Annotated in this window: 17 protein-coding genes; 2 read left to right on the top strand and 15 right to left on the bottom strand. The window is 59.4% G+C overall.

All coding sequences use genetic code 11. The features are described 5' to 3' along the window. Positions 1–15 precede the first annotated feature (15 nt). From VOI22_RS04445 to VOI22_RS04505, 13 genes are all read right to left on the bottom strand, one after another. Positions 16–2,379, bottom strand: a complete 2,364-nt coding sequence (locus VOI22_RS04445; RefSeq protein ID WP_323795366.1) for a xanthine dehydrogenase family protein molybdopterin-binding subunit — start codon at positions 2,377–2,379, stop codon at positions 16–18. 64 nt (positions 2,380–2,443) lie between these two features. Beyond that, positions 2,444–2,902, bottom strand: a complete 459-nt coding sequence (locus VOI22_RS04450; RefSeq protein WP_323795367.1) for a (2Fe-2S)-binding protein — start codon at positions 2,900–2,902, stop codon at positions 2,444–2,446. Positions 2,903–3,206: 304 nt separating this feature from the next. Next, entirely contained in the window at positions 3,207–3,842 is a 636-nt protein-coding gene (locus tag VOI22_RS04455) for a carbon monoxide dehydrogenase subunit G (protein WP_323795368.1), read from the bottom strand. Between the two features lie 135 nt (positions 3,843–3,977). Beyond that, a complete protein-coding gene (locus tag VOI22_RS04460; RefSeq protein WP_323795369.1) occupies positions 3,978–5,693 on the bottom strand; it encodes a Na(+)/H(+) antiporter subunit D in 1,716 nt (571 codons plus the stop codon). After that, on the bottom strand, positions 5,677–5,967 hold the full coding sequence (locus VOI22_RS04465; RefSeq protein ID WP_323795370.1) for a hypothetical protein: 291 nt from the start codon (positions 5,965–5,967) through the stop codon (positions 5,677–5,679). The genes VOI22_RS04460 and VOI22_RS04465 overlap by 17 nt, the downstream gene beginning before the upstream one ends. Positions 5,968–5,977: 10 nt before the next feature. Continuing rightward, entirely contained in the window at positions 5,978–7,468 is a 1,491-nt protein-coding gene (locus tag VOI22_RS04470) for a monovalent cation/H+ antiporter subunit D family protein (RefSeq protein WP_323795371.1), read from the bottom strand. Continuing rightward, positions 7,465–8,952, bottom strand: a complete 1,488-nt coding sequence (locus VOI22_RS04475; RefSeq protein ID WP_323795372.1) for a monovalent cation/H+ antiporter subunit D family protein — start codon at positions 8,950–8,952, stop codon at positions 7,465–7,467. Before VOI22_RS04475 ends, VOI22_RS04470 begins: the two co-directional genes overlap by 4 nt. Beyond that, complete coding sequence (locus tag VOI22_RS04480; RefSeq protein ID WP_036553184.1) at positions 8,952–9,353, bottom strand: cation:proton antiporter subunit C; 402 nt, start codon at positions 9,351–9,353, stop codon at positions 8,952–8,954. Before VOI22_RS04480 ends, VOI22_RS04475 begins: the two co-directional genes overlap by 1 nt. Before the next feature lie 3 nt (positions 9,354–9,356). After that, complete coding sequence (locus tag VOI22_RS04485; RefSeq protein ID WP_323795373.1) at positions 9,357–9,794, bottom strand: Na(+)/H(+) antiporter subunit B; 438 nt, start codon at positions 9,792–9,794, stop codon at positions 9,357–9,359. Further along, a complete protein-coding gene (locus tag VOI22_RS04490; RefSeq protein WP_323795374.1) occupies positions 9,791–10,378 on the bottom strand; it encodes a DUF4040 domain-containing protein in 588 nt (195 codons plus the stop codon). Before VOI22_RS04490 ends, VOI22_RS04485 begins: the two co-directional genes overlap by 4 nt. Further along, a complete protein-coding gene (gene mnhG / locus VOI22_RS04495) occupies positions 10,378–10,719 on the bottom strand; it encodes a monovalent cation/H(+) antiporter subunit G (RefSeq protein ID WP_323795375.1) in 342 nt (113 codons plus the stop codon). The genes VOI22_RS04490 and mnhG overlap by 1 nt, the downstream gene beginning before the upstream one ends. Continuing rightward, positions 10,719–11,051: a monovalent cation/H+ antiporter complex subunit F gene (locus tag VOI22_RS04500; protein WP_323795376.1), complete on the bottom strand. Its 333-nt coding sequence runs from the start codon at positions 11,049–11,051 to the stop codon at positions 10,719–10,721. Before VOI22_RS04500 ends, mnhG begins: the two co-directional genes overlap by 1 nt. After that, entirely contained in the window at positions 11,048–11,536 is a 489-nt protein-coding gene (locus VOI22_RS04505) for a Na+/H+ antiporter subunit E (protein ID WP_323795377.1), read from the bottom strand. The genes VOI22_RS04500 and VOI22_RS04505 overlap by 4 nt, the downstream gene beginning before the upstream one ends. Positions 11,537–11,748: 212 nt before the next feature. Between VOI22_RS04505 and prpB the strand changes: the two genes are divergently transcribed. Then, entirely contained in the window at positions 11,749–12,657 is a 909-nt protein-coding gene (prpB, locus tag VOI22_RS04510; protein WP_323795378.1) for a methylisocitrate lyase, read from the top strand. Positions 12,658–12,778: 121 nt separating this feature from the next. After that, positions 12,779–13,639 carry a branched-chain amino acid aminotransferase gene (locus VOI22_RS04515; RefSeq protein ID WP_323795379.1) on the top strand — a complete coding sequence of 287 codons (861 nt, stop codon included), beginning with the start codon at positions 12,779–12,781 and terminating at the stop codon, positions 13,637–13,639. Between the two features lie 46 nt (positions 13,640–13,685). Here VOI22_RS04515 and VOI22_RS04520 read toward each other — a convergent pair whose 3' ends face one another. Continuing rightward, the gene (locus VOI22_RS04520; RefSeq protein ID WP_323795380.1) at positions 13,686–14,627 is read right to left on the bottom strand and encodes an ABC transporter substrate-binding protein; all 942 of its coding nucleotides are present in this window, start codon (positions 14,625–14,627) and stop codon (positions 13,686–13,688) included. Further along, the gene (locus VOI22_RS04525; RefSeq protein WP_323795381.1) at positions 14,628–15,398 is read right to left on the bottom strand and encodes an ABC transporter permease; all 771 of its coding nucleotides are present in this window, start codon (positions 15,396–15,398) and stop codon (positions 14,628–14,630) included. Positions 15,399–15,437: the final 39 nt, after the last annotated feature.

Raw genomic sequence — 15,437 nt, forward strand, 5'->3', positions numbered from 1 at the left:
CTTCCTGGCTTTCGCTTACTCGGCGGCCTGCAGGGCCGACCATACCTTTTCCGGCGTTGCCGGCATGCTCATGTCCCGTACACCACGGTCCCAGAGCGCATCGATAACCGCATTGATAACAGCTGGCGGAGAGCCAATGGCCCCGACTTCTCCAACACCTTTAACACCAAGCGTGTTGTGGGTGCAGAGCGTGCCTTCCGTTGTCACATCGAATTTGGGGAAATTGTCGGCACGCGGCATCGTGTAATCCATAAAGGAACCTGTCACGAGCTGGCCGCTTTCATCATATGCCGCATATTCAAGAAGCGCCTGCCCGATTCCCTGGGCGACACCGCCGTGCACCTGACCCTCGACGATCATCGGATTGATCACCCGTCCCACGTCATCCACTGCGGTGAACTTGATCACCTCGGTAACGCCGGTCTCCGGATCGATCTCGACCTCGCAGATATGGCAGCCGCCGGGATAGGTGAAGTTTGCCGGATCGTAGAAGGCTTTTTCGTCCAGACCAGGTTCCAGCTCATCGTGCGGGAAGTTGTGCGGCACATAGGCGGTGAGAGCAACCTCGCCGAAAGCCATGGAGCGATCAGTCCCGGCCACGGTGAAGTTGCCGTCCTTGAACTCGATATCGTCGGCCGAGGCCTCGAGCACATGGGCCGCGATCTTCTTGGCCTTGTCGATGACCTTGTCGAGCGCCCGGATCAATGCCTCACCGCCGACGGCGAGGGACCGCGAGCCGTAAGTGCCCATGCCGAACTGCACCTTGTTGGTGTCGCCATGGCTGATCTCGATGCTCTCCATCGGCAGGCCAAGCCGGTCCGACACGAGCTGAGCGAATGTGGTCTCATGTCCCTGACCATGGCTGTGCGTGCCTGTGAAGACGGTCACGGAGCCTGTCGGGTGCACCCGGACCTCTGCCGACTCGTAAAGACCGGCGCGGGCCCCGAGTGAGCCAACGACAGCCGACGGCGCAATGCCGCAGGCCTCGAGATAGGTCGAGTAGCCCATGCCCCGGAGTTTGCCCCGGCTGGCAGCTTCTGCCTTGCGGGCGGCAAAACCGGCAACGTCGGCAATCTTCGTGGCCGAGGACAGGGTCGCTTCATAGTCGCCGCTGTCATATTGCAGGGCTACCGGTGTCTGGTAGGGGAAGGCATCGGCCGGGATGAAGTTCCGGCGGCGGATTTCCACCTTGTCGATCCCGGTTTCACGCGCTGCCTGATCAACGATACGCTCGATCAGATAGGTCGATTCCGGACGGCCCGCACCACGATAGGCGTCTACCGGCACCGTGTTGGTGAAGATGGCCTTCACGTTGGCATGGATCGCCGGCGTGGTGTAGGTGCCGGCAAGCAGGGTGGCGGAGAGATAGGTCGGCACACAGGGCGCAAAGGTGGAGAGATAGGCGCCCATATTGGCCTGGGTCTGAACCTTCAGGGCGAGGAACTTGCCGTTGGCGTCCAACGCGAGCTCGGCGTGGTTGATCTGATCCCGGCCATGCGCGTCAGAGATGAAGCTCTCGCTGCGTTCCGCAACCCACTTGATCGGACGGCCGATTTTCGGCGCAGCCCAGGTGACGATGGCTTCTTCGGCATAATGGTAGATCTTGGAGCCGAAACCGCCGCCGACGTCCGGTGCGACGACCCGGAGCTTGTGCTCGGGAATGGAAAGCACGAAGGCGCCCATCAGCAGGCGGATGACATGCGGGTTCTGACTTGTGGTGTAGAGCGTGTACTCACCGGTCGCGGAATCGAACTCTCCAACCGCTGCACGCGGCTCCATCGCATTCGGAACCAGCCGGTTATTCACCAGGTCGATCTTGGTGATATGCGCGGCTTTGGACATGGCCTCGTCTACCGCGGCTTCATCTCCGATTTCCCAGTCAAAGCAGAGGTTTGAGCCGACATCGTCATGTATAAGAACCTTGTCGGTGAGGGCATCGGACATGCTGACGGCAGCGGGCAGGACCTCGTAATTGACGACGATGCTCTCGGCTGCATCTTTCGCCTGGCTATAGGTATCTGCTATCACGACAGCAACCTGGTCGCCGACATAGCGGACCTTGCCCTTGGCAAGCGGCGGATGCTCCGGCTCCAGCATGGGTGAGCCGTCCTTGGAATGGATCTGCCAGCCGCAGGGTAGGGAGCCGACCTGCATATCTTCGCCGGTGAAGACGGCCAATACACCTTCTGCGGCCTTGGCCGCGGAGCTGTCGATCGAGGTGATTTTGGCATGCGCATGTGGGCTGCGCAAGATATAGGCGTAGGACTGACCCGGACGATTGATATCGTCCGTGTAGTTACCTTTGCCTGTCAGAAATCTGAAGTCCTCAACGCGCTTTACGGCGGCGCCTATGCCCGTACCCGTGGTTCCGTCCGGCATTCTATCCTCCCGTTTCGCATGGCAGTTTTTCTGCCTGTCATTTGGAGCGTTTTATGCGTGTTCTCTAAGCCTGCGCCGCCTGCTGAACGGCCTTGACGATGTTGTGGTAGCCGGTGCAACGGCAGATGTTGCCTTCCAGCCACTCACGGATTTCGCCTTCGCTCGGCTTCGGGTTCTTTTTCAGCAGGTCGACAGCGCTCATCACCATGCCCGGGGTGCAGAAACCGCACTGCAGGCCATGGTTGTCGCGGAAGGCTTCCTGCATCGGGTGCAGCGTGTCGCCGTTGGCGAGGCCTTCGATGGTGGTAACGTCCATGCCATCTGCCTGTACGGCAAGCATGGTGCAGCTTTTCACGGAATCGCCGTTCACATGCACTACACAGGCACCGCACTGGCTGGTGTCACAGCCGACATGTGTGCCGGTTAGGTGGAGTTGTTCGCGGATGAATTGAACGAGAAGGGTGCGCGGCTCGACTTCACCGCTGACAGACTTCCCGTTCACCGTCATGGATACGGTGGCCATAGGCTCTCTCCCAGTTATCTCTCCAAGGCGCCATTTGCCGGCTCCTGGACTTCAAGGTTCCGACTGTGTCGAATGGTTTGGAAATTTCGACTTCGTGGACAGTCTCTCTGCCGTTCGGTCCAAGGTCAAGCGGGGATAGGAGAAGCTTTGAAATACGGGGCCGGGAAAAACTGCCGCTTTTCAGATGGATTATGCGCGCCTCGCGATGCTGTGAAATCGCGGCACGAAAAACGGCGCGAAACTCTCATTTCGCGCCGCTTCTTTCCAGCCGGAAACATATCCGGCTGGTTTTCAATTTGTTTGTCTAGAAGTCGAGACCATGCATCGCGTACCAGACTAGGCTGGCGACGGCGAGGCCAGCGGTCAGGATCACCATCCAGTGCAGGCCGGGATACACGTTCTCTGCCGGAACACCATTCTCGCTCATTGCATTTTCCTTTCCGTGGTCGATTGCTGACGGCGCCGCTGTTTCAGCTGCCGGGGAGTCAGTAGTGCCGGACGCTGCACCGACGACTTCGCTGAACGTCTTGAAGAAATCGTTCGCCATTTTTTTTGCGGTCGAGTCGATCAGGCGCGCACCGATCTGTGCAAGCTTGCCGCCGACCTGAGCATTCACCTCATACTTCAGCAGCGTACCACCCTCGGTCTCCGAGAGCGCCACCTTCGCGCCACCCTTGGCGAAGCCTGCCGCGCCGCCCTTGCCCTCGCCGCTGATCGTGTAGCCGTTCGGCGGATCGATGTCCGACAGTGTCACGGCGCCAGCGAATTTAGCCTTCACCGGGCCGACTTTCGCCGAAACCTTGGCATCGAAACCCGTATCCGAGGTCTTGTTGACCTCTTCACAGCCGGGGATGCACTGCTTGAGAATTTCGGGGTCGTTCAGCGCTTCCCAGACTGCCTGCTTCGGCGCCGGGACGAGATATTCGCCAGTCATGTCCATAGCGGTGAACCTTTCTTCACAAGGGAATTAACCCGCGGCGATGCAATTATCATCTTTTTAGCCCCCGTTCCAGACCAGCCGGGCCGATAGGAAAGGAATTGGCACGGAACTCTGCCACATAGCGGCCAGCGAGGATCATACAGCTGAGTAGCTGACAATCAGTGCCACGAGGAGCAGGAAGGCGACGATGGCGACCGCATTGCCGACACTGCTGATACGTCCGGAAAGACCGCCCGGTGCAAAAACCGTTACAGAAGCTGACATTGCAGCTCTTATGACCGATTTCGCATTACCGGTGACGCCTTGATAGACGATGTCTATAGAGGCACCCAACCGTCCCAGTACATTCGGAAGAAAGCGTCTGTAGACCCAGTCGAAATCGAGATTGGTCGACTTCAGTTCCGGGGGATAGATGCCGGTACGCATAAGGACGGTGAAGGCCAGCGCAGAGAACATCAGAAGCTGAAGCTGCGTTATCACGTGTGCGGTCGTATAGGGCACGTAGTCGACGTCGAATGGCAACAGCGCATAAAGCGGTGCCGGCCAGACCCCGATGCCGATACAGAAGGCGGCGGCGATCCCCATGGCAATTAGCATGTTCAGTGGCGCTTCTTTCGGCCGGCGGCCACTGTCATGCGCGAAGAAAGCGAAGTAGGGAATCTTGATGCCGGAATGGTGGAACACGCCAGCTGATGCAAAGAGCAGCACGGCCCAGACGAACCAGTAACCCTCATTGGCGGAGGCCGACATGATCAGGGATTTCGAGACGAACCCGGAAAACAGCGGGAAGGCCGAAATCGAGGCGGCGCCGACGACACAGAAACCCATTGTCCAGGGCATCGATTTGTAGAGTCCACCCAACTCGGAGCCCTTGCAGGTACCGGTCCGGAACAGAACCGCGCCCATCGACATGAATAACAGCGCCTTGTAGAGGATGTGGCAGAAGGCATGGGCAGCGGTGCCGTTCAGCGCGAGCTCGGTGCCGACACCAACGCCAACCACCATAAAGCCGAGCTGGTTATTCAGGCTGTAGGCGAGGACGCGCCGCAGATCGTTCTCGATCACCGCATAGAAAATCGGGAACATCGTCATTGCCGCGCCGATCCAGATCAGCATTTCCGTGCCGGCAAAACCGCGCGCGAGCGTATAGACAGCAAGTTTGGTGGTGAATGCGGAGAGCACCACCGTGCCGGTGACGGTCGCTTCGGAATAGGCGTCCTGCAGCCAGTTATGCAGCAGAGGAAAGGCGCATTTGATGCCGAAGGCGAACAGTATGAGCCATGCGCCGGGAGCATCGAGGCCGAAGTGCTCGAACGCGATGGAGCCGGTTGCCGTGACATGAACGATCAGGCCTGCGAGCAGGATAACACCGGAGCCGACCTGTATAATCAGGTAGCGCATGCCGGCGCGGTACGCGCTTTCGGTTCCGCTGGCCCAGATCAGGAAGACGGACGAAACGGCGGTCAGCTCCCAGAAGACAAACAGGGTTATCAAATCGCCCGCGAGGGCAGCGGCAACGGCGCTGCCGGCATAGATCTGCGCGGCGGTACGCTGCACCCGGTCTGGCTCATGCCAAGCATAGATATTGCCGAGCAGTGAGGCGATCAGGAAGATTGTGGCGAAAATCCGGGACAGGCTGTCGAGCCGGAGCAGTTCGAGCTCGTAGCCAAGCATCGAGACGGCGCCGTGGTTTCCGTCCGGAAGGGCAAACAGATATGCCAGGAGGACGGCCGGGAGAAGGAGCACATAAACCCGGCCGATGCTGTGGCTGAGAAATGGGACCAGAAGTCCGCCAAGAATCAGCAGCAGTCCGGGGCTGAGCGGGAAAAACAGATCAACGATCATGGTCATAATAATCTTCGTCCCGCATCAGGAATACCCGCATCAACTTCGCTGCCAGAACAAGACCGACACACATAATGAAGCCGTAGATGGCATAGAACCCGAACCACGATTCAGCCTCGAAGTGCGGATGCTTGTGATAGAAGCCGTCCGCCGCGAAAAGCAGAGCGCAGACAACGACGATTGCGACAATGATCTTGTTGACGTTGCGTTGGTCGTCGAGCCAACGCGGTTTCTCGTCATGCTTCGGATGGTGCTCGGGGGTCTGTGGATCCGCACTCATGGCAGCAGCCTCACTCAACGATCGGGCGCAGCAACGCGATGATCGCGTCGGCGTAGAAGAACAGGACGAGACAGCCAGCAGCCGTCAGGCAGGGCGGCAGGACGCAAAAGAACGGCGCTTCCTGTATGCCGCCTTTTGCAGGTGCCACGGCGGCGCCTGCAGATGCCGTGGCGAGCGCCGGAGCCGGGCGGAAGAAACCACGCGCCACAATCGGCATCAGATAGGCAATGTTGAGCAGCGAGCTGACCATGTAGACAGCGACCACCACAATCATGCCGGTCTCAGCAGCGCCGAGAGCGAGATACCATTTGCTCCAGGTCCCGGCGAATGGCGGCAGGCCGATGATCGAGAGCGCTCCGATGCAGAAGGCGCCGAAGGTAAAGGGCATGACGCGCCCCAGTCCCTGCATGTCGCTGATCTCTGTCTTGTGGGTCGCGACATAGATCGCTCCCGCGCACATGAAGAGGGTGATCTTGCCGAAAGCGTGGGTGGCAATATGCAACGCGCCGCCAAGGATCGCATAGTGATTGGCCAGCGCCGCCCCGAGCACGATATAGCCGAGCTGGCTGATGGTTGAGTAAGCCAGCCGGGCCTTCAGGTTGTCCTTGGTCATGGCGACAAGGGAGGCCGCCAGCACGGTGAAGGAGGCAACCCAGATCAGCCAGTATGCTGCGCCTGTCTGGGTCAGCAGATCAATGCCAAAGATATAGATCACCACCTTCAGCACGGTGAACACTCCGGCTTTCACGACGGCGACAGCGTGTAGCAGCGCGCTTACGGGCGTTGGCGCCACCATGGCCGCGGGAAGCCAGCGATGGAACGGCATCAGGGCAGCCTTGCCGATACCGAACATGTAGAGCGCCAGCAGGAACGGCAGCAGAACCGGCTCGACCTGATCGGCGAGGATGCCGCCCTTGGTGAAGTCCAGTGTGCCGGCAGCGACCCAAGTCCAGATCACAGCGGCGAGCTGCAGGCCGATGGAGGTGCCGATCAGGATGCCGAGATAGATCCGCGCCCCGCGCTTGGCTTCCTCGGTCTCCTTGTGGGCGACCAGCGGATAGGTCGAGAGGGTCAGCACTTCGTAGAAGATGAAGAGCGTGAACATGTTCCCCGCGAAGGCGATGCCCATGGCACTGGAGATGGCCAGCGTGAAACACATGTAGAAGCGGGTCTGCTTCTTCTCGCCGTTACCGCGCATATAGCCGATGGAATAGAGCGAGTTGATGATCCAGAGACCGGAGGCGATGCAGGCGAACAGCATCCCCAGAGGCTCGATCTTGAAAGCCAACTCGAGGCCAGGCATGACCTCGATCAGGGTCAGCCCCGGACTTGCGCCCGCCATCACTGCGTCCAGCAGGGCCAGTACGATGGCGAAGAGTGCAACAGCGGTTACCAGCGTCACGCCTTCGCGCAGATTCGGCGAATTCCCGGCCAGCCAGATCAGCACCATGCCAACGAGCGGCAGGAACAGGGTGGCGAGAAGGGCAGTTTCCATGCTCATTGCGCCACTCCCACGAGACCTTCGGCGGCCATGCGCGCAATCCGCGTCGTCAGGCTTGCATCAACGCCGAAATAGATATTGGCAATGACCAGCGTCCAGGTCGGGAGCAGCATGGAAAGCGGTGCTTCCGTCACGGTCCGGCCCGGGATTGGGTCCTTCAGATAGGCCACTTCGATGACTCGCCAGATATAGATCACGGCGAGCAGGGAGCTGGCGAGGATCAGGACGATGATGACCCAGGCTTCCTGCTCCAGCGCGGCGGATATCAGGTACCACTTGCTGATGAACCCGACCGTCATCGGCACGCCGATCAGGCTAAGCCCGCCGATCACAAAAGCGGCCATGGTCCAGGGCATCTGACGTCCGATCCCGGCCAGATCATTAATGTTGACCGACCGGATCCGGAAGAAGACACAGCCGAGCGCCATGAAGAGAGCACCCTTCATCAGGGCATGATTGAACAGGTGTAGGGTCGTCGCCATCAGGCCGGTGACGCTGAGGAAACTGACGCCGAGCATCATGTATCCGATCTGCGCCACGCTCGAATAGGCCAGCATCCGCTTCAGATTGTACTGATAGATCGCCGAGATAGAGCCGGCATACATGGCGGCCAGAGCCAAAGGCATAAGCACAAGTCCGACCATCGGCGCCATGAAGGAAGAGCCTGAGCCGAAGATGGTGAAAGAGAAGCGAAGGAGCAGATAGACCGCCGCCTTGGTCGCTGTCGCAGCGAGGAAGGCAGTCACTGCGCTCGGCGCATAGGTATAGGCATTTGGCAGCCAGGCGTGCAGCGGGAACAAGGCCAGTTTCAGGGACAGCCCGATGATGATGAAGGCGAAGCCGACATCAAGCGTGCGGGAGGAGCCGATCGGACCGACGCGCGCGGCGAGATCTGCCATGTTCAGCGTGCCGGTCGCCATATAGAGCAGACCGACTCCGATGACGAAGAAGGTTGCGCCAACTGTTCCCAGAATCAGGTAATTGTAGGCGGCGGTCAGAGCTCGCCGATCCTGCTTGGCCCCCGCGGCGACAAGCACATAGGTCGAAAGCGACGAAATTTCGAGAAAGACAAAGACATTGAAGGCATCCGCCGTGGCCGTGATGCCGAGCAGTCCCGTCAGGCACAGGATAAAGGCGGTATAGAGCAGAGAGTGTTGATTTTTAGGGACTTCCGCCTCGAAGCTGCGCTTGGCGAACGGCAGCACGACGGCGGAAATGCCGGAAATGATCAGCAGCACGAGCCCGTTGCTCGCATCGACCCTGTATTCAATGCCGAGCGGTGCGGCCCAGCCCCCGATCTCGTAACTGATCGGGCCAGTCTCCAGCACCATGTGCATCAGGTAGGCGCTGCAAATGAACGCACCGATGCACACAAGCAGGGTGAAGAACCAGGCGAGGTTACGGGCGCGGAGGAGGCTGCAGATAGGGGCTGCGATCAGCGGGCCAGCAACCTGCAGAACCGGCAAATGGTCGACGGCGATCATCAGGCTGCATCCCCCGTGCCTAGTCGCGCACGTTCGGTCGTGACGACGGCATTATCCATGCCTTCCAACTCGTCTTCCTCAATCGTGTCGTAGCTCTCGCGTATCCGCACAACCAGGGCGAGGCCAAGCGCGGTTGTTGCGATGCCGACGACAATGGCCGTCAGGATCAGGACGTGCGGAAGAGGATTGGAGAACAGTTCCGGCTTGCCTGTCAGGATTGGCGCGGTGCCTCCCTCGGCCTTGCCAAGCGAGATGTAGAACATGAAGACAGAGGTCTGGAACACGTTGAGACCGACTATCTTCTTCACCAGATTGCCGCGCGCGATGACGATATAAAGCCCGATCATCATCAGGACGACGACGATCCAGTAGTTATATTTGTCTAGGAACAGCTCAAGCATGGCTTACCAGTCGTCATCCTGAATTTCATGGGTCCGGCCCGCATAGGCGAAGAAGATCGCGATCATCACGGCTGTCACCGTCACGCCGACGCCGAATTCAACGACGAGAATGCCGAGATGCTGTCCGCCGGTCGGTGTGGATGCCAGAACGTCATAGTCGAGGAAAGTGCCGCCGAGCAGGAGCGATGCGATGCCGGTACCGGCATAAATCAGCACGCCGAGCGGGATCAGGATCGCGAGCCAGCTATCCGGGAAAGCTCTACGCGCAGCCTGCACGCCGAAAATCAGGGCGTAGAGAACAAAAGCCGCAGCGAAGATGACACCGGCCTGAAAGCCGCCGCCAGGTCCGAAGTCGCCGTGGAACTGAACATACAATGCGTAGAGCAGGATAAACGGGATAAGCAGCTTGGAGACCACGCGCAGGATCAGATGATGTCTCATGCATCCTCTCCCTTGCTGCTGTTGGAGCTCTCGTCGGCCTCTTCATCCTCGCGGCGGCGTCCAAGCAGGAACAGCACACCGATACCGGCCGCAAAGATCACGGCGGTCTCCCCCAGCGTATCGAAACCACGATAGCTGGCCAGGATGGAAGTGACGATGTTCGGAACCTGGATGTCATCCCGGGAGCCGGCGATGTATTCAGGCACAATATGCTGGAAGCCGGGTGCGTCGGTCGAGCCGAAGGGGGGCATATCGACTGTGCCGTAGATCAGCGCTGCGCCGATGCCGATCGTAACGAAAAGCGGGCCGACATGCAGCTTGATCGCGTGTTTCTCGCTACGCCGGGTGAGGGTCATGGCCCCCAGCATCAGCACCGTCGAGATGCCCGCGCCAACGGCTGCTTCGGTAAAGGCGACGTCGACCGCATCGAGGGTCACGAAGACGGCCGCAGATATCAGGCTGTAGATGCCGGAAAGCATGGCGGTCGCGAAGAGATTGCGGGACCGCACGATCCCGATCGCGGTGATCCCGAGCAAGGTCATCAAGGATATATCGACGAGGATATTGACAATGCCGGATTCCATCAGGCTTCCTCCGTCTTTTTCGGTCGGAGGTCGGCTTCCGGCACTCCGAACGGCCGCAGACCGACGGCATTGGCCGCGTTCGCCAATGCATGTGTTGCGGTCGGGCTGGTGAAGAAGATGAAGAGAGAGATCATCAGCAATTTTACGGTCACGATGGACCAGCCAGCCTGCAGCATCATGGCGATCAGTAGCAGCTCTGTGCCAAGTGTATCGGTGATGCCAGCGGCGTGCAGCCGGGTATAGAAGTCCGGCAGCCGGAGCATGCCGAGCGTACCCGTAAAGATGAAGAACACACCGGCCAGGATGAATGCCCAGGAGGCCAGATCGATGATCATTTCCATCAGACGGCCCCCCCGTTCTTCCCGCCGGCCCCGTTGTTGATCTCGGTCCCGTTCCTGATGTCGGCACTGTCGGCAACACCGAGGTTACGGTAACGGAAGAATTTCAGGATCGCGATGGTGCCGATGAAATTCATCAGGGCGTAGAGCAGGGCGATGTCCAGAAAGTCCGGTCGGCCACCGATAAAGCCGAGCACAGCAATCAGCAGGACCGTCTTGGTGCCAAAGCTGTTTCCGGCAAGCACCCGGTCGTAAAGGGTCGGTCCGATGAGGCCGCGGGCCAGCGCCATCAGCATCGGAATGATCAGGCCGGCGGCGGCCGCGGCAAACATCATCGGTACTTCAACTCCAAGGCCGTAACCCGTTCATCCATATCGCTTTCGATCAGGCCTGCCGCCATGTCGTCGGTGATCGCATGCACCAGGATTTCGTCATCCTCGATATCGACGGAGACCGTACCCGGCGTCAGTGTGATGGAATTGGCGAAAGTCGCAATGCCGACATCGGTTTGCTGGCTTGCTTTCACCCGCACCATGCGCGGTGAAACTTTAATGTTCGGGGCAAGGACAATTTTGGCGACATCAATATTCGCCTTGCCGATCTCCTTGGCGAGCCAGATCCAGTACCGGATCAGGTTCGGGCTGAGACGGATCGAGACGGGGAAGCCGTCAAGGCGGTCCATACGGATGGCGAGATACAATGTCAGGATGATGGACGCGACGCCGAACCCGAGAACCAGTTTGTGGTCAAGACTGATCGATCCGGACAACAGCATCCAGAAAGCGGCAAGGCTCGCTCCCAGACCTAAGATGTGCCTCATCGACGCGTCTCCCTCGCGTTTATCGACCAAATTCGTTTTTCAGCCCACAGGCAGCGATCTGGTGTACCAGGAACCAATCCAACAGCACGCCAGCATTGTCAATACAGGTATGACAATGCAATGACACGAGGGCGCGGCTGAGTGCAATCTCTGAAGCGCCGAATTAACCAATGAGAATCCCGGCAACATGGCGCGGAAGAGGGAAGAAATACATGGCATGGCTTCTGCAAAAACAGGTGGCGACTCCGGCGGGCGATCGGCTGGCAGCGCTTTGGGACCGGCGGGAAATTCTGCGTATCCCTGGCGCGCATGATGCCCTTTCTGCTGTCATTGCGCGCGATACAGGCTTCGAATCGCTCTATCTTTCGGGCGGGGCACTCTCCGCAAGCCTGGCTCTTCCTGACCTCGGCATGATGACAATGGAGGAGTTGGTTCATCAGGTTCGCACCATTGTGCGGGCCTCTCAGATCCCCCTCATTGTCGATGGCGATACCGGGTATGGCGAAGCGCTGAATGTGATGCGGCTCTGTCGTGAGTTGGAGGAGGCAGGGGCGGCAGCGGTTCAGCTTGAGGATCAGATGCTGCCGAAGAAATGCGGTCACCTGTCGGACAAACTGCTGAACGACACGGCCTCCATGAGCGCAAAGATTGCTGCCGCTTGCAAGGCTCGCAGTCATCTGCGGATTATTGCCCGGACGGATGCGATGGCGTCGGAGGGGCTGGATTCTGCAATTGCGCGGGCCAAGGCCTATGTCGCCGCTGGAGCCGATGCGATCTTTCCTGAAGCCCTGACGGAAGAAGCGCATTTCAGAGCCTTTTCCGAAGCGCTGGACGTGCCGTTGCTGGCGAATATGACGGAGTTCGGCAAGACCCCGTATTTCACAGCCGAGCAGTTTCAGGAATGGGGCTTCAGCATGGTGATCTGGCCGGTGACGTCCTTGCGGGCGGAAGCCGGGATCGTGCGCGCGCTCTATCAGCATTTGGCCGAGCAGGGCGGACAGGAAGGGTTTCTCGACCGCCTGATGTCCCGGAAAGATATCTACGAGCACATAGGCTACGGAGATTATGAGGCGCTGGATGGAACCATAGCCGCCAGTGTAGTGCCTGAAACGGATACCTGATTGGGTGTCAAATGGCTGTTGGCACGTGTTTCGGATTGTCTCCATGACAAAGTTTGTCTGGTCTCACAAAACATAAAGGACAATATTACTGTCCTATTTTGTTGCGTATGGAGATCGACAAATGAAACAAATATTCTGGTACCGCGGCGAATGGCTATCAAACGAACCCATGGTGTCCGGCCCGCTGCAGATCGCATTCTGGTCGGCCAGCAGCGTATTTGACGGTGCCCGGGGCATTAAAGGTGCGCTGCCCGACATAGGCCTGCATTGTCAGAGGGTGGTCCGCTCGGCAAAGGCGATGCTGCTGACGCCCGGGCTTGAGCCTTCTGAAATCGAGGCTCTTTGCCGGGAAGCGGTGCAAAGGCTGCCGCAGGATCTGGATTATTATATCCGGCCGATGTTCTTCTCTACCGGGCAGGGAGTGGCACCGGAAGGGGACGATACGGAATTCGTGCTCGCCGTCTTCGAGGCACCGCTGCCCGATGCCGTTGCCGGCTCTGCATGCCTTTCCAGCTTCCGCCGCAATGCCATTAATCAGGGTCCGACAGACGCAAAGGCGGGATGTCTCTACCCGAATGGGCAACGTGCGTTGAAGGAAGCTCGGGAGCGCGGCTTTGATCTTCCGCTCATGCTTGATCCAAATGGCAATGTCGCCGAGTTCTCAACGGCTAACATCTGGATCGTGAAGGACGGCGTCGCGCGGACACCGGCGGCGAACGGCACTTTCCTCTCCGGCATCACCCGACGGCGTCTGATAGGCCTGTTGAGCGATGATGGGATTCCGGTCGAGGAAGTGACGCTGACGGCAGACGATGTGCAATCAGCGGACGAGATCTTGGTCTGCGGCAACTATGGGAAAATCCAGGCGATCAATCGCTTTGAGGAACGTGCCCTGACACCAGGGCCGGTTTTCGAGCGGGCCCGGCAGCTCTACATGGGCTTTGTGGAGAGTACGCGGGCGTCAACAACAGCCGCTGGATGATCAGCTCGCCCCGCACGTCCTTATCGGATGTGCGGGGCGCTTCTGGTTACTTTAATTCGATCGTGTAAGATTCTGTTTTTACGTCTTTAGTGACCAAACCGGCTTCTTTCATGAAGGCGGCAAACCGGTCATAGCGGCCACGGTCTAGAGCTGCCGGGCGCAGGGCGAAACGGGGCAGGGTATCGCGCCAGGCCCGCTTGTTCAGCTCGTCATCCAGCTCTTTGCGGCCATCGATAAAGGCCATCCAGGCATCGCCGGGATGGTTGACGATATATTGGGTTGCCTGCTCCACGGCGGAGAGGAACTTCTTCAGGCGCGGGTCGTCGAGGCGATCCTTGTGCGCGATATAGATCAGCTCGTCATAGGGCGGCACACCTTCCTCCTCGACAAAGAAAGCCCGGCCCGGTTTGCCGACAATATCCATCTGGTTCAGTTCGAAATTCCGGAAGGCGCCGATCACGGCATCGACCTGCCCCGAGATGATCGAGGGAGAGAGCGAGAAGTTCACGTTGATCAGTTCGACATCCGAGAGCGTCAGGCCGTGCTTCTCCAGCATGGCGCCGAGCAGCGCATCCTCGAAGCCGCCGACCGAGTACCCGACTTTGCGGCCTTTCAGATCGGCGATGGATTTCACCGGCCCGTCCTTCAGGACCACGAGCGTGTTTAGCGGAGTGGCGACCAGCGTGCCGAAGCGCACCAGCGGCAGGCCTTCGGCTGCCTGGATGTGGAGCTGCGGCTGATATGAAACGGCGATATCGGCTTTCTGCGCGGCGACCAGTTTCGGCGGGTCATTCGGGTCGGCCGGGGCGATCAGTTCGACCTCAAGGCCTTCATCGGCAAAGAAACCTTTTTTGTCGGCAACTATCAGCGGGCCGTGATCGGGGTTGACGAACCAATCCAGAAGGACGGTCAGCTTGTCTGCCGCATTGGCCGGCGCTGTGCCGAGGACGATCAGCGCGGCGAGAAGCGCGGCGGTCCGGGTGAACATTCAGTTTCCTCCAGTATGCAATGTTGGCCGGGCTTCGCCGGCTTGCCAGGGCATGGCTGCCCTGAGCAGGAAATCGATCCCGTAATAGAGCGTGATGGCGAGGATCGAGAGAGTGAAGAGTGCGGCGAACATGACGTCGATCTGCAATCGTGCATTTGCGTGCAGCATCAGGTAGCCGAGCCCCGAGCTGGAGCCGACCCATTCGCCAACAATCGCGCCGATGGGGGCCACGGCAGTCGCCACGCGCAACCCTGAAGCGAAAGCGGGTAGGGCGGCCGGCAGTCGGACATGCAGCAACAGCTCAAGGCGATTGGCGCCAAGCGTGCGTGCGCAATCGATAAACAGCGGATCTGTCCGGCGCAGGCCGTCATACATCGCCGCGGTTACCGGAAAGAAGATGATGAGCGCGGCCATGGCCACCTTGGACGCCATGCCGTAGCCGAGCCAAAGCACGAGGATCGGCGCAAGCGCGAAGACCGGCACCGCCTGACTGATGACCAGAACCGGCAGCAGCCATGGGCGTATCCGGGCAGACCAGGCCAGCATGAGCGCCGTCGCGCCACCGAAAAGCGTGCCCAGGGTAAGGCCGAGCAGGATTTCTGCCAGAGTGATAGAAGCATGACGGGCGATCAGGGAGGCTGAACGGATCCAGGCTTCCGCGACGGGAAGCGGGCCCGGCAGTATATAGACGGGCGTGCCGCTGATGCTGACGATGAGCTGCCAGACGGCCAGTATCCCGGCGAATATGATTAACCCGCGGACAGCATTCATGAGCCGTCACCAGCATCAAGGTTCTGGGAAATCGGGATC

It is taken from the genome of Nisaea sp., assembly GCF_034670185.1.
In the GTDB taxonomy this organism is placed as follows: domain Bacteria; phylum Pseudomonadota; class Alphaproteobacteria; order Thalassobaculales; family Thalassobaculaceae; genus Nisaea.

Coding starts and splice junctions, on each gene's coding strand:
- VOI22_RS04445 (WP_323795366.1), bottom strand. CDS start 2,379: ATGCCGGACGGAACCACGGGTACGGGCATAGGCGCCGCCGTAAAGCGC.
- VOI22_RS04450 (WP_323795367.1), bottom strand. CDS start 2,902: ATGGCCACCGTATCCATGACGGTGAACGGGAAGTCTGTCAGCGGTGAA.
- VOI22_RS04455 (WP_323795368.1), bottom strand. CDS start 3,842: ATGGACATGACTGGCGAATATCTCGTCCCGGCGCCGAAGCAGGCAGTC.
- VOI22_RS04460 (WP_323795369.1), bottom strand. CDS start 5,693: ATGACCATGATCGTTGATCTGTTTTTCCCGCTCAGCCCCGGACTGCTG.
- VOI22_RS04465 (WP_323795370.1), bottom strand. CDS start 5,967: ATGAGTGCGGATCCACAGACCCCCGAGCACCATCCGAAGCATGACGAG.
- VOI22_RS04470 (WP_323795371.1), bottom strand. CDS start 7,468: ATGAGCATGGAAACTGCCCTTCTCGCCACCCTGTTCCTGCCGCTCGTT.
- VOI22_RS04475 (WP_323795372.1), bottom strand. CDS start 8,952: ATGATCGCCGTCGACCATTTGCCGGTTCTGCAGGTTGCTGGCCCGCTG.
- VOI22_RS04480 (WP_036553184.1), bottom strand. CDS start 9,353: ATGCTTGAGCTGTTCCTAGACAAATATAACTACTGGATCGTCGTCGTC.
- VOI22_RS04485 (WP_323795373.1), bottom strand. CDS start 9,794: ATGAGACATCATCTGATCCTGCGCGTGGTCTCCAAGCTGCTTATCCCG.
- VOI22_RS04490 (WP_323795374.1), bottom strand. CDS start 10,378: ATGGAATCCGGCATTGTCAATATCCTCGTCGATATATCCTTGATGACC.
- mnhG (WP_323795375.1), bottom strand. CDS start 10,719: ATGGAAATGATCATCGATCTGGCCTCCTGGGCATTCATCCTGGCCGGT.
- VOI22_RS04500 (WP_323795376.1), bottom strand. CDS start 11,051: ATGATGTTTGCCGCGGCCGCCGCCGGCCTGATCATTCCGATGCTGATG.
- VOI22_RS04505 (WP_323795377.1), bottom strand. CDS start 11,536: ATGAGGCACATCTTAGGTCTGGGAGCGAGCCTTGCCGCTTTCTGGATG.
- prpB (WP_323795378.1), top strand. CDS start 11,749: ATGGCATGGCTTCTGCAAAAACAGGTGGCGACTCCGGCGGGCGATCGG.
- VOI22_RS04515 (WP_323795379.1), top strand. CDS start 12,779: ATGAAACAAATATTCTGGTACCGCGGCGAATGGCTATCAAACGAACCC.
- VOI22_RS04520 (WP_323795380.1), bottom strand. CDS start 14,627: ATGTTCACCCGGACCGCCGCGCTTCTCGCCGCGCTGATCGTCCTCGGC.
- VOI22_RS04525 (WP_323795381.1), bottom strand. CDS start 15,398: ATGAATGCTGTCCGCGGGTTAATCATATTCGCCGGGATACTGGCCGTC.